General features: G+C 23.4%; 20 protein-coding genes. 19 read left to right on the top strand and 1 reads right to left on the bottom strand.

Annotated elements, in window-relative coordinates; all coding sequences use genetic code 11:
* Positions 1-80: 80 nt before the first annotated feature.
* The 12 genes from Q0H31_RS05400 to Q0H31_RS05345 are packed head-to-tail and all read left to right on the top strand — an operon-like array spanning position 81 to position 10,447.
* Positions 81-956 (top strand): class I SAM-dependent methyltransferase, encoded by an 876-nt coding sequence (locus Q0H31_RS05400; protein WP_295296214.1) that lies wholly within the window; start codon positions 81-83, stop codon positions 954-956.
* On the top strand, positions 953-1,528 hold the full coding sequence (locus tag Q0H31_RS05395) for a class I SAM-dependent methyltransferase (RefSeq protein ID WP_295296213.1): 576 nt from the start codon (positions 953-955) through the stop codon (positions 1,526-1,528). Before Q0H31_RS05400 ends, Q0H31_RS05395 begins: the two co-directional genes overlap by 4 nt.
* On the top strand, positions 1,512-1,838 hold the full coding sequence (locus Q0H31_RS05390; RefSeq protein ID WP_295296212.1) for a methyltransferase: 327 nt from the start codon (positions 1,512-1,514) through the stop codon (positions 1,836-1,838). The genes Q0H31_RS05395 and Q0H31_RS05390 overlap by 17 nt, the downstream gene beginning before the upstream one ends.
* Complete coding sequence (locus Q0H31_RS05385; protein ID WP_295296211.1) at positions 1,835-2,566, top strand: sugar phosphate nucleotidyltransferase; 732 nt, start codon at positions 1,835-1,837, stop codon at positions 2,564-2,566. The genes Q0H31_RS05390 and Q0H31_RS05385 overlap by 4 nt, the downstream gene beginning before the upstream one ends.
* Positions 2,563-4,371 (top strand): lysylphosphatidylglycerol synthase domain-containing protein, encoded by a 1,809-nt coding sequence (locus tag Q0H31_RS05380; RefSeq protein WP_295296210.1) that lies wholly within the window; start codon positions 2,563-2,565, stop codon positions 4,369-4,371. The genes Q0H31_RS05385 and Q0H31_RS05380 overlap by 4 nt, the downstream gene beginning before the upstream one ends.
* Before the next feature lie 10 nt (positions 4,372-4,381).
* Positions 4,382-4,987 (top strand): bifunctional 2-polyprenyl-6-hydroxyphenol methylase/3-demethylubiquinol 3-O-methyltransferase UbiG, encoded by a 606-nt coding sequence (locus Q0H31_RS05375; protein ID WP_295296209.1) that lies wholly within the window; start codon positions 4,382-4,384, stop codon positions 4,985-4,987.
* The gene (locus Q0H31_RS05370; RefSeq protein ID WP_295296208.1) at positions 4,984-5,310 is read left to right on the top strand and encodes a methyltransferase; all 327 of its coding nucleotides are present in this window, start codon (positions 4,984-4,986) and stop codon (positions 5,308-5,310) included. The genes Q0H31_RS05375 and Q0H31_RS05370 overlap by 4 nt, the downstream gene beginning before the upstream one ends.
* Positions 5,307-6,092 (top strand): glycosyltransferase family 2 protein, encoded by a 786-nt coding sequence (locus Q0H31_RS05365; protein ID WP_295296207.1) that lies wholly within the window; start codon positions 5,307-5,309, stop codon positions 6,090-6,092. Before Q0H31_RS05370 ends, Q0H31_RS05365 begins: the two co-directional genes overlap by 4 nt.
* A gap of 6 nt (positions 6,093-6,098) precedes the next feature.
* Positions 6,099-7,229: an NAD(P)-dependent oxidoreductase gene (locus Q0H31_RS05360; RefSeq protein ID WP_295296206.1), complete on the top strand. Its 1,131-nt coding sequence runs from the start codon at positions 6,099-6,101 to the stop codon at positions 7,227-7,229.
* An 8-nt stretch (positions 7,230-7,237) separates the two neighbouring features.
* Complete coding sequence (locus tag Q0H31_RS05355) at positions 7,238-8,023, top strand: glycosyltransferase family 2 protein (RefSeq protein ID WP_295296205.1); 786 nt, start codon at positions 7,238-7,240, stop codon at positions 8,021-8,023.
* A gap of 51 nt (positions 8,024-8,074) precedes the next feature.
* On the top strand, positions 8,075-9,307 hold the full coding sequence (locus tag Q0H31_RS05350; RefSeq protein WP_295296204.1) for an ATP-grasp fold amidoligase family protein: 1,233 nt from the start codon (positions 8,075-8,077) through the stop codon (positions 9,305-9,307).
* A gap of 39 nt (positions 9,308-9,346) precedes the next feature.
* On the top strand, positions 9,347-10,447 hold the full coding sequence (locus Q0H31_RS05345) for an ATP-grasp fold amidoligase family protein (RefSeq protein ID WP_295296203.1): 1,101 nt from the start codon (positions 9,347-9,349) through the stop codon (positions 10,445-10,447).
* Positions 10,448-10,604: 157 nt separating this feature from the next.
* Here Q0H31_RS05345 and Q0H31_RS05340 read toward each other — a convergent pair whose 3' ends face one another.
* Positions 10,605-10,934: a hypothetical protein gene (locus Q0H31_RS05340; RefSeq protein ID WP_295296202.1), complete on the bottom strand. Its 330-nt coding sequence runs from the start codon at positions 10,932-10,934 to the stop codon at positions 10,605-10,607.
* 171 nt (positions 10,935-11,105) lie between these two features.
* Here Q0H31_RS05340 and rfbC point away from each other — a divergent pair, with 171 nt between their 5' ends.
* The 7 genes from rfbC to Q0H31_RS05305 all read left to right on the top strand — a co-directional run bounded on the left by rfbC (position 11,106) and on the right by Q0H31_RS05305 (position 18,890).
* Positions 11,106-11,684: a dTDP-4-dehydrorhamnose 3,5-epimerase gene (rfbC, locus tag Q0H31_RS05335; protein ID WP_278774192.1), complete on the top strand. Its 579-nt coding sequence runs from the start codon at positions 11,106-11,108 to the stop codon at positions 11,682-11,684.
* Between the two features lie 5 nt (positions 11,685-11,689).
* Positions 11,690-12,547 carry a dTDP-4-dehydrorhamnose reductase gene (rfbD, locus tag Q0H31_RS05330; RefSeq protein ID WP_295296201.1) on the top strand — a complete coding sequence of 286 codons (858 nt, stop codon included), beginning with the start codon at positions 11,690-11,692 and terminating at the stop codon, positions 12,545-12,547.
* Positions 12,548-12,564: 17 nt separating this feature from the next.
* On the top strand, positions 12,565-13,428 hold the full coding sequence (gene rfbA, locus Q0H31_RS05325; RefSeq protein WP_295296200.1) for a glucose-1-phosphate thymidylyltransferase RfbA: 864 nt from the start codon (positions 12,565-12,567) through the stop codon (positions 13,426-13,428).
* A gap of 19 nt (positions 13,429-13,447) precedes the next feature.
* Positions 13,448-14,455, top strand: coding sequence for a class I SAM-dependent methyltransferase (locus Q0H31_RS05320; protein ID WP_295296199.1), 1,008 nt, complete (start codon positions 13,448-13,450; stop codon positions 14,453-14,455).
* 48 nt (positions 14,456-14,503) lie between these two features.
* The gene (rfbB, locus tag Q0H31_RS05315) at positions 14,504-15,574 is read left to right on the top strand and encodes a dTDP-glucose 4,6-dehydratase (RefSeq protein WP_295296198.1); all 1,071 of its coding nucleotides are present in this window, start codon (positions 14,504-14,506) and stop codon (positions 15,572-15,574) included.
* 10 nt (positions 15,575-15,584) lie between these two features.
* Positions 15,585-16,592 carry a rhamnan synthesis F family protein gene (locus Q0H31_RS05310; protein WP_295296197.1) on the top strand — a complete coding sequence of 336 codons (1,008 nt, stop codon included), beginning with the start codon at positions 15,585-15,587 and terminating at the stop codon, positions 16,590-16,592.
* An 84-nt stretch (positions 16,593-16,676) separates the two neighbouring features.
* On the top strand, positions 16,677-18,890 hold the full coding sequence (locus Q0H31_RS05305; RefSeq protein ID WP_295296196.1) for a glycosyltransferase: 2,214 nt from the start codon (positions 16,677-16,679) through the stop codon (positions 18,888-18,890).
* The last annotated feature ends 1 nt before the right edge of the window (position 18,891 follow it).

Genomic DNA, 18,891 nt, shown 5'->3' with positions numbered 1-18,891 from the left:
TTTAAGAGAATGAACTTTTAGACAAGAATATGATAAAGTTAGATATATGTAAAAAATGTTTAGAAATAGAGGATTAAAAAATGGAAAAGATTGATATTAAATGCCCTATATGTTCAAATGAAAATACTATTGAGTATTTATATAAAAATTCTATAGGTGATAAGAGTATAGTGAAATGTAAAAATTGTGAAATAGAGTATTTATATCCATATCCTACACAAAAAGAACTTGAAGAAATATATTCTGATGATTATGCAGCTTGGGGAATAGGAGAAGAAGATTCTTTTTCAAAGATGAAGAAAGATAAATTCAAAAAATTATTGAAATATGTATTGAAATATAGAAAAAATGGAAAATTACTTGATATAGGATGCGGACCTGGATATTTAATGGAAGAAGCCAAAGAATTAGGTTTTGATGTTTATGGGGTAGAAGTTGGAGAAAAAGCAGCTGATATTGCTAAAAATAAATTTGGCGGCGAAAAAATTTATAATGGTATTATTGAAAAATCAAATTTTAAAAATAATTATTTTGATATAATTATGATGAGCGATGTATTGGAGCATGTAGAAAGCCCTCTAGAGCTATTAAAAAAATCAAGAGAATTATTGAATTGTACGGGGGGGGGGTATATTGTGATTACAACTCCTAATACTAATTCATTTACTTGTAAAACTATGAAATCTAAATGGTCTCATTATAATATTGAACATATACATTATTTTAATGAAAAAAGTATAGAAACATTAGCAAGTTTAATTGGATTTGAAATTATTGAGATTAGACCATTTTGGAAAGTTTTAACTTTTAAATATATGAATAGTATTTTTAAGTATACAAATAGAAAATTGTTGTCTGGAATATTTTCAATACTAGAGAAAATACCTGTTGTTGGAAATTTAGAAATACCAATATTGATAGGTGAATTTTTAGTAATTTTAAGGAGTAAGAAATGATTAGAAAATTAAAGTGTAATGCATGTGAATATGAAGGAGAAATGAAAATACTATTTACTAATATTAGTGATATAGGTGATAGAGAAGTTATTTTATGCCCTAATTGCGGATTAGAATTTTTATATCCTCCATTAACAGAAGAAGATAAGTCAAAAATATATGATGTAGACAATTATGCTGGCTGGGGAAATGATAATCCAGCATTTATTTCAATGAAAAAGGATAAATTTAGAAAAGTTGTAAAAAGTATATTAAAATATAAAAATTCTGGTAAATTATTAGATGTAGGATGTGGTTTAGGTTATCTTCTTGAAGTTGCTAACGAAATGGGATTTGACTCATATGGGGTAGAGTTAAGTAAAAATGGAAGTGATATGGCAAAGAAAAAATTTGGTGAAGATAAAATATATAATGGTACTGTAGAAACATGTAAATGGAAAAATACTTTTGATGTAATTACAATGAATGATTTATTTGAACATATAGATAATCCTGTAGAAACTTTAGAAAAATCTAAAGAATTATTGACATCTCGTGGGGGGGGGGGGGTATATAGTGATTACAACTCCTAATACTGATAGTTTTACTCGTAAGATTATGGGATCAAAATGGTCTCATTATAAATTGGAGCATGTATATTATTTTAATAAAAAAAGTATTTTTGAATCTGCCAAAAAAGCAGGATTTGAAGTTATAGAATTTAAACCTTTTTGGAAAATTTTAACTTTAAGTTATTTAAGTCATATATTTAAAAAATATCCTTTGAAGGGTGCTAACGAAATATTTGCTATTTTGGAGAAAATACCTATTATTAATAATATAAAAATTCCATTATTAATAGGTGAAAGTTTAATAATTTTAAGGATTAAGGAAAATAAATGATTAATATAGTAATACCTATGGCTGGTGCTGGAACTAGATTTTATAATTTAGGCTATAAAGTTCCTAAACCTATAATTGAAATACAAGAGTATCCATTTTTTTACTACTCTGCTAAAAGTTTAGTAAAATATTATGAGTATTCAAATTTAATATTTATAGGACTTAAAGAACACAATAAAGATAATATATTAATAAATAAAATATTATCATATTTTCCAGATGCTAAAATTAAACTTTTAGACAAAACACCTCCCGGTGCAGTATTAACTTCAAGGGAGGCTATAGAATTAATAGATAATGATTACCCCGTTATTTTTAATGATTGTGATCATTGTTTTTATAGTGAAGAGTTTAGGTTAAATCAAAATGAATTAAATAATTTAGATGGATTTTTATTAACATTTAAATCTGATAAATCTTGTTATAGTTACTGTATAAAAGATGAAAATAATAAAATAATAGGAACTAAAGAAAAAGAGGTTATAAGTAATGATGCTATAGCTGGTGTATATGGTTTTAAAAATATTTCTTTATTTGATGAAATAAGCAAAAAATATTTAGAAAATTGTTTGTATTCAGAATTTTATACAAGCGGAGTTTACAATATTGAACCATTAAAAAATGGAAATATAGAGAACTTTGAATGCGATTTTAATATTTCATTTGGAACAGTAGATGAATTTTTAAAAGTAAAAGAAAGTAAGGTTTTTGATTTGTTTAAGTTATGATGAATAAATATGTTATATTAGCTATTATCCTATTTTTTATTGGGAATATAATAAGAGCGTTTAGAACTTTATATATTTTAAATCCATATTTAAATAAGCCTATAAAGCCATATTTAAAAAGTACATTCATAGGATTTTTAATAGATTTCTTTTTTCCATTTAGAGTATCAGATATAGCAAGAACATTTGTTTTTTCAAAACTTACAAAAAGCTCTTGGCGAATGTCCTTAAGTTTAGCATTTATTGAGAGAGTTTTTGACTTAATAATAGTATTTTTTATATTATTATTTTTTAATATAAAATCATTATCTATATTGATATTGTTTATTTCAGCAACATTAATATTTATATTCTGTAATTTTATAATATTAAAAAAAATATACTATTATTTATCTTCACTTTTTAATGACTTCATAAAATCTTTTTTACTAGGATTATATTGGTCTTTATATAGACTTAGAATTGATATTATTGACAATAAGAAAAAATTATTTGTATTTTCATTATCTAGTTTGTTAATGTGGATTTTCAATATATTATCTGTTATTATTGTAAGTAATGCCATTTTTAATGTAGATTTGAAAGATTTGATTTTGCATCAGTTTACAGATTTAACCTCTTCAGGACTGATAAAGTCTTTATCTATATTTAAAGAAAATGATTTTATAAACTATATTTTATATTTATTAATTCCAAATATATTGCTTATTATAATAGCTTATATTCCATTTAAAGAAAGAGAAAAAACTTCATCATTAAAAATGATACCTTATGTATCTAATGATATATCATTGTCGTTTTTCAAATATTATTTTAATAATAAATATTCAAAAAATGATGATACTTATTATAATATGACCAATAATGCTACAATTATAAAAGATTTAAGTGCTGCAAGTGAAGCAAAGACTTACTTAATGCAAGGAAAAGATAATTTATTTGTAAGAAAAATAGCACTTTCAAATGCTGCTGATAAATTAAAATCACAGTATGAATGGCTTGAAAAGAATAATAATTTACCTTTGCCAAAAATATTGAACAAAGTTGAAGAAGAGAATTTATTTTCTTATGATATGGAATATTTTGCTAATGGTGAAACTTTTTTTACAACTATACATTATATAGATGTAACAGAAGCTTGGGATATAATAAAAAATATCATTGATAAATTAAATGATTGTTATTCAAATGCAAGTTATATGGGAAATAAAAAAAACATAATAGACAATATATATAATGAGCATATATTGAATAATATTAATTATTTATTAGATTCTAAATATAAATATTTAACTAAGTATAAATATCTGATTGTAAATAATGTTAAAGTACCAAATATAATGAATATGCTCAATGAATTAAAAGAATTTCATTATTCATTAGAACATAATATACAATATATACATGGTGATTTAACTATAGAAAATATACTTGTAGATAACAGTAAAAATTATATTCTAATAGATCCAGCACCTAGATATAATAACGTATTTGCTGAATATGCTAAACTTTTTCAATCTCTTCACGGAAAATATGAATATGTAAAAAATCTAAATACTTATTCAATTAATGAAAATATTATTACATATCCAGATTATTCTACTTTAAAATATGAAAGAATATTTAATTATTTGAAAGATTATATAAGAGATAAATTTGGAGATAAAGGATTAAAAAATATATATTTTTATGAATCAATTTGTTATATTAGAGCAATAGTTTATATGATAAAATTAAATAAGAGTAATGCTTTTTTAATGTTGGCATTAGCTGGTTTGGCATTAAATGAGTGGGAAAATATATAAGGAGAACAATATGTATAAGACTAAAAAATCAAAGTGTATATTATGTGATTATGAAGGAAGTATGAAAATAAAATCACTTATAGATAATAGAGAAATAGTTATGTGTCCTAAATGTCAATTTGAATTTATGGATCCAGTGCCTACAGATGAAGAAATAAAAAATATATATAGCAAAAATTATTTTGAATCATGGGGTATTGGTGACGGAGAGACAGAAGAAGTATCTAATATGAAAAAAAATACATTCAAACATATATTAAAAGGAATGATTCCATTTATAGATTCTGGTAATATATTAGATGTTGGTACAGCTACAGGATTTTTATTAGAGGAGGCCAAAGAATTAGGTTTTGAACCTTATGGTATTGAAATATCAGAATATGCAAGTAATATAGCAAAATCTAAATTTGGTGATGATAAAATATATAATGGTACTTTGGAAACTCATCCATTTAAATATAATTTTTTTGATTTAATAACAATGTGTGATGTAATAGAACATGTGAAAGATCCTACTAATATGTTACTTATTGCTAATAAATTATTGATAAAAACATCAAAAAATTTATCATCAGATAAAGCAACACTTCGTGGGGGGGGGGGGGGTATGTTTTGATTACTACTCCTAATACAAAATCATTAACAGCTAAAATATTGAAAAGTAAATGGCATAGATATATGTTAGAGCATTTAGTATATTTTAATAAAAATAGCATGAAAAAAATTGCTGAAAAAACTGGTTTTAAAGTTATTAAATCATATCCATGTGTAAAAATAGTCAATTTAGATTTTTTGTATTCTATAGCCAAAGATTATAAACAATTTCTTATTTCTGATATAGTGAAAATTTTACATGCTTTACCATTAATAAAAAAAGTAGATTTTCCTGTATTAATGGGGGAACTAACTTATATATTGAAAAAGGTCGAAGATAAATGAAAATATTAGTATTTATACCGATGTATAATTGTGAAAAACAAATACCTAGAGTAATATCACAATTTGATGAAGAAACACAAAAACTTTTTGCAGAGATTTTAGTTGTTGATAATATAAGTAAAGACAATTCTTTATTAGCAGCAGAAGAAGCGTTAAAAAAATTAAGCAATATAAAAACTACTTTAATACAAAATGAAGAAAATGTTAGTTTAGGCGGATCACACAAAGTAGCTTTTAATTATGCAATAGATAATGGTTATGATTATGTTATAGTACTTCATGGTGATGATCAGGGCGGTATTAAAGACATAGTGCCGTATATAAAAGATGAAACAGCTTTTAAATATGATGCTTTTTTAGGTGCTAGATTTATGAAAGGTGCTAGTATTAAAGGATACTCAAATTTGAGAATATTTGGTAATAAAATATTGAATAGTATTTATTCCATTGTTGTTAAAAGAGCAGTATATGATATGGGATCTGGATTAAATATGTTTAAAATTGATATTTTAAAAAATAAATTTTATATTAAAATATTGCCTAATAGCTTGACTTTCAATAATCTAATGTTATTATATTTAGCGTATAAAAAATACAATTATAATTTTTTCCCAATTAATTGGAGAGAAGATGATCAAATTAGTAACGCTAAAATGTTTAAGCAAGGTTTTGAAATATTAAAGTTTTGTTTTTTATATATTTTTAGTTCTCAAAAGCTTTTTATTGATAGAGAATATCCAAAAAACTATTTTTATACTACAAAATATACAAATAAGGAATAAGAAATTATGAATATTTTAATTACAGGTGGAGCAGGTTTTATAGGCTCAGAATTTGCTAAATTTTTGTTATTAAAAGGAAATGAAGTTAAAATTTTAGATACATTAGAATATGGTTATAGAGATAATTTTGAAGATAATGAGTATTTAGTTAAGAATTTTATATTAGATGATATTAGATCTAAAGATTTTAATAAGTATTTAAAAAATATAGATATAGTTGTGCATTTAGCAGGAATTTCAGCATTGCCTGAATGCGAAGCAAATCCAACAAAAGCCATTGATATTAATATTACAGGATTGACTAATGTTTTGAATGCCTGTAGATCGAGTAATGTTAAAAAAATTATTTTTTCATCTACTTCAGCAGTATATGAAAATAATAATCCAAATGATATTTATACAGAGGATATGATTGTATATCCTAATTTAATATATTCTACAACAAAATATATGGCAGAGCAAATATGTAAATCATATTCACAAAATTATGATATGAATATTATAATTTGTAGATTTTTTAATATATATGGTCCGCATCAAGATTTTAAAAGAAAATATCCCCCATTTACAAGTTATTTAATAAGAGAAATAGTTAATGGCATAAAGCCCACTATTTTTAATACATCTAATGTTAAGAGAGATTACATATATGTTGATGATTTAATGGAATATATGTATAGAATGATTAACTCTGAAAAACAATATAATTCAGAAATTTTCAATTTATGTTCTGGGGAAGGATATTCAGCTTTAGGAATTGCAGATATAATTTTTAAAACATTAAATAAAAATATTGAATATAATAGTGGCAATCCAAATAGTTTTTGGGATAAATATGAAGAATTATTTGATAAAAATTATAATTTAAGCAGAAAAAGAATAGAAAAAGAAGTATTCAAAAATGCTATAGGTTCAAATGTTAAAGCTAATAATGAATTTAATTATATTCCTAAAACAAAAATTATTGATGGTATTAAACATATAATAGATTTTCAACTATCTAGTGTAAATAAATACAGTTGGGGGGGGGTAAATAGTGCTTATAATTATATTGAAATATTAAAAATAATATCATATGTTTATATATTAATTATCATTTTTTTATATTTAAACTCTAGTAAAAAAATTAAGGTATAAATATTATTATGAAAATATTAGTATTTATACCAATGTATAATTGTGAAAAACAGATACCTAGAGTTATATCGCAATTTGATGGAGAAACACAAAAACTTTTTGCAGAGATTTTAGTTGTTGATAATATAAGTAAAGATAATTCTTTGTTAGCGGCTGAAGAAGCATTAAAAAAATTAAGCAATATAAAAACTACTTTAATACAAAATGAAGAAAATGTTAGTTTAGGCGGATCACACAAGACAGCTTTTAATTATGCAATAGATAATGGTTATGATTATGTAATAGTGCTTCATGGAGATGATCAAGGCAGCATTAAAGACATAGTGCCGTATATAAAAGATGAAACAGCTTTTAAATATGATGCTTTTTTAGGTGCTAGATTTATGAGAGGTTCAAAAACACCGGGATATGATAAGATAAGAATAATTGGAAATTATGCCGTTAATGCTTTTATTAGTGTATTTCTAAGAAAAAGTGTTAAAGATATGGGATCTGGATTAAATATGTTTAAAACAGAAATACTAAAAAATCAATTCTATTTACCTTTTAGAAATGATTTGACATTTAATGTATATTTATTATTCTATTTAATATATTATAAAACTAATTTTAAATTTTTCCCATTGACTTGGAGAGAAGATGATCAAATTAGTAATGCTAAAGTTTTTAAACAAGGTATGCATATAATAAAAATGACTTTTCAATATATATTTAATGCTAAAAAATTACTGCAAACAAATGAGGCAAATAACAATTTAAATTACAAAATAATATATAGCTCTTATAAAAATTGACATTTTTATAGATTTTGATATAATAAATTGCGATTATTATATGAGGTAAAAATGACATTAAAAGAACATTTAAAACTAAAAGAAGAATTAACGTATAAAATATTTAATGAAGTAGTTGGATATAATTTAAATTTAGAAAATCCAAAAACATTTAATGAAAAATTACAATGGTTAAAATTATACTATAACGATCCATTATGCACTAAATGTGCAGATAAATATGAAGTTAGAGATTATGTAAAAAATCTCATAGGTGAAGAATATCTTATACCATTACTCGGAGCTTATGATAATGCAGAAGATATCGACTTTGATTCTTTGCCTAATCAATTTGTATTAAAAGTAAATTGGGGCAGCGGTCAGAATATTATTGTTAAAGATAAATCTAAATTAAATATAGAAGATACTAAAAAAACATTAAACGAATGGATGAAATTAAAATCTAATCATTACTATTATTTTTATGAATGGCCATATAAAAATATTAAGCCTAAAATTTTATGTGAAAAATATATGGCTAACGAAAATATAGAAAACTTAACTGTATATAAAACATTTTGTTTTGGAAGTAAGCCTTATTTATTTCAAGTCATAATAGACGATAAAACCGAAAAAGAAAGAATTAATTATTATGATTTAAATTGGAATAAATTAATATTAAAACAAAATTTTCAGAATTTTGATCATGATATGCCAAAACCGCCTACTTTAGATTTAATGATAGAATTTGCTGAAAAACTTTCTAAAGGTTTTCCTTATTTTGTGAGAGTTGATTTTTATGAAGTTAATAACAAAATATATTTCAGCGAATATACTTTTTATTCTGATGCCGGGCTAGCTAAATTTACTCCTGATGACTGGGACATTAAATTAGGTAATCTAATTAATTTACCTAAAGAAAAAATGATAGAATATGAATATATTAGTAAAGAAGAATTGATAAATCAAGTTACTAATTTAGAACCCGTAATAAAAGAGCGAAGAGAGGTTAATAATCAAAATAATGTTGTTATAAAAGAACAGTACATACCTATAAAAAAATATTGTATATTCAACTTAATAACTTTATTTAATATTGATTTATTCTCTATAAACAAAACAGACAAATATTTTATAATAACTATATTAGGAATTAAAATATCATTTAAAATGCAGACCAGACCAGACCAGACCAGACCAGACCAGACCAGACCAGACCTAATATGTAAGGATAACATATACCTTTATAATAATTTAAAATATAAAAAATTACAACCTATGCTGCAATATAAAAATGCAGCATAGGTTTTTTTATTGCATAATTTCAAATAAGGAGCTCTAAGTATGACTGTAGAAGAAAATATAAAACTAAAAAAAGAAATATTAGAAAAAATGTTTATAGAAAGTGTTGGATATAAACCTAATATAGATGAACCTAAAACTTTTAATGAAAAGTTAAATTGGTTAAAATTGTATTACCATGATCCACGTATAACTAAATATGCAGATAAATATGAAGTTAGAGAATATATAAAAAATACTATAGGAGAGGAGTATCTTATACCATTGCTTGGTGTTTATGATAATGCTGAGGATATTGATTTTGACTCTTTACCAAATCAATTTGTATTAAAAGTAAATTGGGGCAGCGGTCAAAATATTGTTGTTAAAGACAAATCTAAATTAGATATAGAAGATGCCAAGAAAAAGCTCAATAAATGGATAAAAATGACTTCCAACCATTATTATGCTTACTACGAATGGGGATATAAAAATATCAAACCTAAAATTTTATGTGAAAAATTTATTAAAGATGATGATAATGATAATCTTATAGTATACGGTATATATTGTTATTCTGGAAAACCTCGTTTTATACATGTAATTACAGATGCCCATACAGGTAAAGATAGATGCACTATCTATGATACTAATTGGAATAAAGTAGATGTACATTATATTTGGGATCCAATTCCATATGATGTACCTAAACCAAAATTATTAGATAAATTATTAGAACTCGCAAATAAGCTATCATGTGATTTTCCTCATGTAAGAATTGACTTTTTTTCAATAGGTAAAAAGATATACTCAAGTGAAATTACATTTTATACCAATGCTGCTCTATCTCCTTTTACTCCAGTGGATTGGGATTATAAATTTGGAGAAGATATAATAATACCGAAAGATAAAAAAATAGAATATGAATATATTAGTAGAGAAGAGTTAATAGACCAAGTTACTAATATAGAAAAAATAATGCAAGAATTTAGAGAAATAAATAGTCAAAATAATATTGTTATAAAAGAACAGTACATACCTATAAAAAAATACTGTATATTCAACTTAATAACTTTATTTAATATTGATTTATTCTCTATAAATAAAACAGACAAATATTTTATAATAACTATATTAGGAATTAAAATTTCGTTAAAACTTTAGTTTTATATTATTTTATAATAAAAACCATCTATGATGTAAGAATTGATATGTACTCATTAAGAATTAGTTTTTATGAATAAAATAATACCTAATATTAATATATAAGTAAGCTATATACATAAATAACAAATTACATCATAGGTTTTTATTAGAATATTTAATGTACAATTATGTGCAATTCTATATCATTCATATAATATATGTTTAACTTTCTACTTAATAATTCTTTCTCTATACTTTCAAGTATAAATTTTTCTTCCAAAAAAGATAATATACCGAAATCTATATTATAATTGTTAAAAACATATTTTATATATAATGTTGTTCCAAAATAATAATATCCATTATCTTCTAATACTTTTTTTATTATATTTCTTAGAGTACTTTGTATATTTTTATATATACTATTTTTATGTACAGCAAATGTAACCATATAGAAATTATATGATTTTTTATTATAGTTATAAGTATTTGATATTGACTTCATTTTTATATCCTTTTAGTTAAATTTATAATAATATTATAGTTCATCATAACTAAAAAATTATTATATATAAAATTATACTATATTATTTAGTAACTTTTATTATGATATACCTTTACTTTATATATATAATAGTATATATTTATAATAAAAGTAAAAATTATAGGATATAATATGCCATTTAGCTTTCAAAAATTAGACATAGAAGGGCTTTTAATAGCAGAGCCTAAAGTTTTCGGAGATTCAAGAGGATATTTTTTAGAAACATACAGTGAAAAAGATTTTTTCGAGGCTGGAATTAAAGAAAAATTTGTACAGGATAATCAATCTAAGTCTACAAAGAATGTATTAAGAGGACTTCATTATCAAAAAAGATATTGTCAAGCTAAATTAGTAAGAGTATTAGAAGGCGAAGTTTTTGATGTTGCTGTAGATTTAAGAAATGATTCTCCAACTTTCGGAAAATATTATGGTGTATTATTAACAGAAGAAAACAAAAAGCAGTTTTTCATCCCTAAAGGTTTTGCTCACGGATTTATAGTTTTAAGCGAATCAGCTGTTTTTGCTTATAAATGTTCAGACTTTTATCACCCTGAAGAAGAGGGCGGTATAATTTATAATGATAAAAATATCAACATAGATTGGACTTGTGAGATAAAAAATGTATTAGTATCAGAAAAGGATTTAAAACTTCCTTCATTTGATAAAAACAAAAAATATTTTTCATTAGACGGAAATTGGATAGGGGAGTAATTTTTATGATTTGGATAATCGGTAAAAATGGAATGCTTGCCCAAGATATAATTGATAAGTTTAATAAAAATAGTGTAGAATACATTGCAACAGCTTCTGATATAGATATTACTAATATTGATATACTTAATAATTTTTCAAAAGACAAAAATATTAAAACTATAATAAACTCTTCAGCATATACTAAAGTAGATTTAGCAGAAGATGAAAAAGATATTTGTTATAAAGTAAATGCCGAAGGTATTAAAAACATTACAGAAATAGCATTCAATATAAAAGCAGATTTAATTCATTTTTCTACTGATTATGTATTTGATGGAAATAGTAATAAACCATATACTGAAGAAGATAAAACCAACCCAATAAATATTTATGGTAAAAGTAAATTAGAAGGTGAAAAATATGCCTTATCCTATGATAAATCAATAGTTTTTAGAGTATCTTGGCTATATGGTATTTATGGTAAAAATTTTGTATATACTATGATTAATTTAATGAACAGTAAAGAAAGCATAAAAGTTGTTAACGATCAATTTGGCTCTCCAACTTATACTGGTGATGTTGCTGAATTAATATACTATTGTATACAAAATCACAATTTTGATTATGGTCTTTATCACTATACTAATGAAGGCAATATTTCTTGGTATGATTTTGCAAATACTATATATGAAAAGGGAAAAGAATATAATATTATAAGTAATGATTGCAAAATAAATCCATGCACTACTGAAGAATATCCAACAAAAGCAAAAAGACCTAAATACAGCGTTTTATCTGTAGAAAAAATAAAAAAATATGCTAAAATATATGATTATAAGTATAGTTTAAATACTTTCTTTAAAGTACATAAAAATAAATAATTAGAGGTTATTTTATTATGAAAGGAATAGTATTAGCAGGAGGAAGCGGAACAAGGCTTTATCCTATGACAAATGTTATATCAAAACAGCTTTTACCAATATATGATAAGCCTATGGTATATTATCCATTATCTGTTTTAATGCTATCAAAAATTAGAGATATACTTATAATATCAACAGAAAATGATACTCCTCTTTTTAAAAAATTATTAAAAGACGGCAGTCAATGGGGATGCAATATTGAATATGCTGTACAAAAAGCACCTAATGGTCTTGCAGAAGCTTTTATTATAGGAGAGAGCTTTATAGGAAAAGATAATGTTTCTATGATATTAGGTGATAATATATTCTTTGGTCAAAGTTTCTCACATATACTAGAAAAAAGTGCCAAATTAGAAGATGGGGCAATCGTATTTGCATATCAAGTAAAAGACCCAGAACGTTTTGGAATAGTAGAAATAGATGAAAATTATAATGCTTTATCTATAGAAGAAAAACCTCAAAAACCTAAATCAAATTATGCGGTTACAGGTCTTTATTTTTATGATAATGATGTAGTTAGTATTTCAAAAAATATTAAACCTTCAGCAAGAGGCGAATTAGAAATTACTGATGTTAATAAAGTATATTTAGAAAATAAAAAACTTAAAGTAGAAGTATTAGGCCGCGGTTTTGCTTGGCTTGATACTGGCACTAGAGACAGTTTACTTCAGGCTTCTCAATTTGTATCTGCTGTTGAAAATATAGAAGGAATGCAGATAGCATGCTTAGAAGAAATTGCATATAATAATAAATGGATAGATGCTTCCAAAATAGAAGAAACTGCATCTAAATTAAAAAATTCCGAATACGGAAAATATTTACAAAGTTTAATAAAATAATAATTTCTAAGGATTTTGTATGATATTAGATAATAATATAGATAAATTTGAAACAAATATTTTAATGCAAATAAATCATATTCTTGAGCAAAAACATAATAATCGTACTTTAAGTGAAATGAGTTTTACAGATAGATCTTTTTTAAATGGTATTATTAGGAAACTTAAGCCTAATAAAATTTTGGAAATAGGTCTTGCTGCTGGTGGAAGTTCTGCTATTATATTAAATGCTATAAAAGATTTTGAAAATTCTACATTATATTCTATAGATTATAATACAAAATATTATCAAGATAATTCTAAGAATACAGGTTTTATTGTTAATGATTATCTACCTGAACTAAAAAATAAATGGAATTTATATACTGGTGGAGTATCTGCTAAATTTATTGAAGATATTGGTAATAATATAGACGTTTGTCTTCTAGATACTATGCATTGTAATCCAGGAGAGATTTTAGATTTTTTAACTGTATTACCATATTTAAAAGAGAATGCTATTTTAATATTACATGATACATTATTATATGCTATGGAACCATATATTTATAATTTTAGATATGGATGTACAACTAATGGGACATTATTTAGTGCAATCAAAGGAAAAAAAATATACCCTAATGAAGGGCATTTTGGTAACTTTGGCAATATTGGAGCTATTATTTTAGATTCTGATATAAAAGATAGAGTTTTTGATTATATTTATCTATTAACATTACCTTGGAGCTATTTACCTACAGATTTAGATATAATGTATTTTCAAAAATTATTTAGTAAAAATTATGATGCTAAAATTAATGAATATTTTAATGGTATTGTTTTAGGTAATTCAAAAAATTTTATAGAAATGAGAAAAACAAACGAACTAAATAATAGTTTCAATAATAAACTTAGTGATTTTGATAATAAATTTATTAGTTTTGATAATAAACTTAATCTTATTGATAATAAACTTAATTCTTTAATTAATAAATTAGCATGGTGGATACCAATAAAAAAGCTAGAAATAAATTCCGAAATGATTTAATGAATTAAATACTATAATTAATAATATAAAAAGGATAAATTTAATAAAATGAGACAATTTAATAATATTTTAATAACAGGCGGATGCGGTTTTATTGGAGCTAATTTTGTAAGATATATATTACAAAAAACTGAATATAAAGGCAATATTATAAATATAGATGCCTTAACTTATGCAGGCAACAGAGAAAATTTACTTGATATAGAAGAACAATATAAAGACAGATATTTTTTTGAAAAAGCAAATATTTGTGATGCTAAAAAAATAGATGAAATATTTAACAAATATAAACCAGATTGTATAGTGCATTTTGCAGCAGAAAGCCATGTTGACCGTTCAATATATGGCCCTAAAGATTTTATTGAAACAAATATTATGGGTACTTTTATTTTATTAGAAGCAGCACGTAAATTATGGGAAAACAACAAAGAAAATAAATTATTTCATCATATAAGCACAGATGAAGTTTATGGTTCTTTAGGTGAAACAGGATATTTTTATGAAACAACTCCTTATGATCCTAGAAGCCCTTACTCATCATCAAAAGCTTCAAGCGACCATATTGTAAAGGCATATTATCATACTTATGACTTACCTGTTACAATATCTAATTGCAGCAACAATTACGGACCTTATCAATTCCCTGAAAAACTAATCCCTTTAATGATTTCTAATATAGTAGAAGAAAAAGACTTACCTGTTTATGGCGATGGTAAAAACATAAGAGATTGGATATTTGTTGAAGATCATAATAATGCGGTACTTGATATAATATACAAAGGAAGAGTTGGAGAAACTTATAATATCGGCGGAGAAAATGAGATAACTAATATTGATATGGTAAATATTTTATGCGAAAAATTAGCCGTAAAAATGAATAAAGAAAAAAATTATTATAAAAAACTTATTAAATTTGTAAAAGACAGAGCAGGTCATGACAGAAGATATGCTATTAATTGTGATAAAATAAAAAAAGAATTAGGCTGGCAGAGAAAACATGACTTTAATACAGCTATTGATATAACGATAGATTGGTATTTAAATAATAAAAAATGGATAGATAATATTAAAAGCGGTGAATATAAAAAGTGGATTGAATTAAATTACTCATCTAAATAAAGATTAATATATGAAAAGATTAGCTATATTTGCAGGATATGACAAAGACAATATTATAGATGATTATGTAGTATATTACATAAAAGAACTAAAAAAAATAGCTGATATTATTTATGTTGCTGACTGTGATATGCTCGAAAATGAATTAACAAAAATATCAGAATATTGTATTTATTTAATTAATGGACGTCATGGAGAATATGATTTCGGTTCTTATAAAAGAGGCTATTTATACGCTAAAGAAAATAATATACTGCAAAATTATGATTATTTGATTCTTTGCAATGATTCATGCTACGGACCTTTCTTTAATTTTCAAGAAATCGTACAAAATATGGAAAATAAAAATACCGATGTTTGGGGTATGTTTAATTGTTTTAAAGACAAAGAAAATGATGAGCATTTGCAAAGCTATTTTTTAAGCTTAAAACCTAAAGTATATTTATCTGAATATTTCTATAACTTTATATCTAATATTAAAAAAGAAAATGATAAATGGGAAGTAGTAAAAAAATATGAAATAGGTTTAGGAAATTTGCTAAAAAAAGAAAATGTTTCCGTGGCATCTTTTTTAGATTCTAATATTAAAGAAAATGAAACGGATAATAATAATGTTCCATTTTTTAATACTACTCAAGCAATAAAATGCGGATTCCCTTTCTTTAAAATAACTGTTTTTAAAGAATTAGTATTTTGTAAACTATATATTCATGATTTAAAAACTATATTCAACTTAATAGAAAGTACTTATAATATCAACTTAATTGTAAATCATTTGAATAGAATTATTGAAAATAAAGAAATTATTAAATATCTATTCCCAAGATTTAAAATACGAACAATCTCTGTTTTTTCTAAGAAATTTATAAATATATCTTGTCAATATTCTGTTTCAGGAAAATTTCAAATAGCATTTATCTTCTTTAATAAATTAAAAATTACAATAGATTTTCCAAAAAGCGTTTCATATATAGACTATAAATATAAAGACTTTAATTTTTTACTAAAAAAATATTAATATATACAAATTAATACCTTAAATTGTGTAAAAATATAATATATTATATAATTATAGTAATTAATAATTAAGTGTAAAAAATATATGTTGAAACTAAAAAAATTAGAATACATAGAAGATAAAGATTCCATAAAATTATTAATTAAATTATTTAATTTAATTAATATTACTATATTCCTTAAAAATACTATTACAAACAATAAAAATTATAAATCTAATTTTTATAAATCTTTCTTTATATTAAAGATTTATTTTAATTATAATGAAGAAAAAAGTATTTATAATGCTAAAATACTATTATTAAAATTTATACATATAAATTTTTTTATACCTATGAATATTATAGAATTAAAAATATCAGATATTCTTAATTTAGAATATACAAAATGCAGTTTTAATCCAATTATTAATATAAAAAATCCAATAGATATAATAATACCTATCTATAACGGATTTCAATATTTACAACCATTATTTGAATCTATATTTAATTCTACACATATTGATTATAGATTAATAATAGTAGATGATAATAGCCCAGATATAAATATATATCCTTTTTTATCTAATTTATCAAATAAAGAATATAATTTTTGTAAGGAAATAATTTTAATAAAAAATGAAGAAAATCTCGGATTTGTCAAATCGGTAAATAAAGCTTGTAAATTCATTAAAAACCATTTTATACTATTAAACTCGGACGTAGTAGTACCCAATAATTGGATTAACAGGCTTATCTATCCAATTATTAATAATAGAAATATAGCTAGTGTTACTCCATTTACAAACTCGGGCACAATATGCAGTTTCCCAAATTTTTGCGAAGATAATAAATTATTTTTTGATTTAGATGTTAATACAATAGATGAAGAGTTTAAAAAAATACCTATCAATTATGCCTATCAAAATATACCAACTGCAGTAGGTTTTTGTATGGCTATTAATAAAAATATTTTTGATGAAGTTGGAGATTTTGATACTATATATGGAAAAGGATATGGGGAAGAAAATGATTGGTGTATGAGAAGTTATGAAAAAGGTTATAAACATTTAATAGCAGGAAATTTATTTGTATATCATAATCATGGAGGTTCATTTTTATCAGAAGAAAAAAAAGAATTATTAAAAACTAATTATTCTATACTTACAAAAAAATATCCTAAATATGAAACATTGATTGATGATTATTTTAAAAAAGATACTTTAAAATTAATTAGAATATCAAATATTCTTAAATTAATGCCATTAAATCAAATTAAGAAAAATATAATATTCACTCATAATATGGGCGGTGGAACTAATTTATATTTAAATAAGTTAGTTGATAAAAATATAGATAATGAGATTTATTTTATAATAAAAGAATTTAGAGCACATAATAATAAAGAATATATTTTAAATATAAAATACAAAAATATAAATATAGAACTAATTTTTTATAGTTTTTATGAAATTGATGTTTTATTAAATTTTTTAAATATAATTAAAATAAATAAAATAATTATAAATCATTTAATAGGATTTAATATTTATGATTCTGTAAACACTATAATAAAATTAAAAAATAAATATAATGCTGATTTAACTTTTTTATTGCATGATTATTTTTCTATATGTCCTAAAGTAAATTTATTATATAAAAATCAATACTTCTGCAATGTACCTAAAGATTTTAATATTTGTCTCGAATGCATACCAGATATGGATATATATTCTCACAAATTATTATTTAAAAAAATACTTAATAACTCAAATGAAATAATAGCATTCTCTAATTCTTCTAAAGATATTATAATGAAAGCATATCCTAATTTAAATAGTCAAAAAATTAAAGTGATACCGCATAAGGTAGATTGGATAAAAAGAAAAGCAAAAACTTCAACTAAAAAAGATAAATTACATGTCGGTATTTTAGGTGTATTAGCAGAATCAAAAGGAAAAGATATAGTAAAAGAACTTTTAAACCTTACTAAAAATGATAATATAATTTTCTATCTATTTGGAACTTCTGATATAAAAGCTAAAAACTTCATTAACACAGGAATATATACTCATAATGATTTAGTAGACAAAATAGATTATTATGATATAGATATATTTATAATAACATCTATATGTCCTGAGACTTTCTCGTATACTACAGAAGAAATTATTTTAATGGATAAGCCTATAATAGTGTTTAATTTAGGAGCTCCTGCTGAAAGAGTGAGTAATTATACTAAAGGATATATAGTCGATGAAGTATCAGCAAAAGCTATGTATGAACAATTATTGGAATTTTATAAAAACTATAGGTAGA

This window comes from uncultured Brachyspira sp. (assembly GCF_934747485.1).
Classification (GTDB): domain Bacteria; phylum Spirochaetota; class Brachyspiria; order Brachyspirales; family Brachyspiraceae; genus Brachyspira.
The sequence above is the reverse complement of the archived record's forward strand: the minus strand, read 5'-3'. Positions and strand labels throughout refer to the sequence as shown.

Bases quoted from the DNA above. Each gene is read 5' to 3' on its own strand.
- Q0H31_RS05305 (WP_295296196.1), top strand. From the start codon at position 16,677: ATGTTGAAACTAAAAAAATTAGAATACATAGAAGATAAAGATTCCATA.
- Q0H31_RS05385 (WP_295296211.1), top strand. From the start codon at position 1,835: ATGATTAATATAGTAATACCTATGGCTGGTGCTGGAACTAGATTTTAT.
- rfbA (WP_295296200.1), top strand. From the start codon at position 12,565: ATGAAAGGAATAGTATTAGCAGGAGGAAGCGGAACAAGGCTTTATCCT.
- Q0H31_RS05360 (WP_295296206.1), top strand. From the start codon at position 6,099: ATGAATATTTTAATTACAGGTGGAGCAGGTTTTATAGGCTCAGAATTT.
- Q0H31_RS05365 (WP_295296207.1), top strand. From the start codon at position 5,307: ATGAAAATATTAGTATTTATACCGATGTATAATTGTGAAAAACAAATA.
- Q0H31_RS05355 (WP_295296205.1), top strand. From the start codon at position 7,238: ATGAAAATATTAGTATTTATACCAATGTATAATTGTGAAAAACAGATA.
- Q0H31_RS05340 (WP_295296202.1), bottom strand. From the start codon at position 10,934: ATGAAGTCAATATCAAATACTTATAACTATAATAAAAAATCATATAAT.
- Q0H31_RS05310 (WP_295296197.1), top strand. From the start codon at position 15,585: ATGAAAAGATTAGCTATATTTGCAGGATATGACAAAGACAATATTATA.
- Q0H31_RS05320 (WP_295296199.1), top strand. From the start codon at position 13,448: ATGATATTAGATAATAATATAGATAAATTTGAAACAAATATTTTAATG.
- rfbC (WP_278774192.1), top strand. From the start codon at position 11,106: ATGCCATTTAGCTTTCAAAAATTAGACATAGAAGGGCTTTTAATAGCA.
- rfbB (WP_295296198.1), top strand. From the start codon at position 14,504: ATGAGACAATTTAATAATATTTTAATAACAGGCGGATGCGGTTTTATT.
- Q0H31_RS05380 (WP_295296210.1), top strand. From the start codon at position 2,563: ATGATGAATAAATATGTTATATTAGCTATTATCCTATTTTTTATTGGG.
- rfbD (WP_295296201.1), top strand. From the start codon at position 11,690: ATGATTTGGATAATCGGTAAAAATGGAATGCTTGCCCAAGATATAATT.
- Q0H31_RS05350 (WP_295296204.1), top strand. From the start codon at position 8,075: ATGACATTAAAAGAACATTTAAAACTAAAAGAAGAATTAACGTATAAA.
- Q0H31_RS05345 (WP_295296203.1), top strand. From the start codon at position 9,347: ATGACTGTAGAAGAAAATATAAAACTAAAAAAAGAAATATTAGAAAAA.
- Q0H31_RS05375 (WP_295296209.1), top strand. From the start codon at position 4,382: ATGTATAAGACTAAAAAATCAAAGTGTATATTATGTGATTATGAAGGA.
- Q0H31_RS05395 (WP_295296213.1), top strand. From the start codon at position 953: ATGATTAGAAAATTAAAGTGTAATGCATGTGAATATGAAGGAGAAATG.
- Q0H31_RS05400 (WP_295296214.1), top strand. From the start codon at position 81: ATGGAAAAGATTGATATTAAATGCCCTATATGTTCAAATGAAAATACT.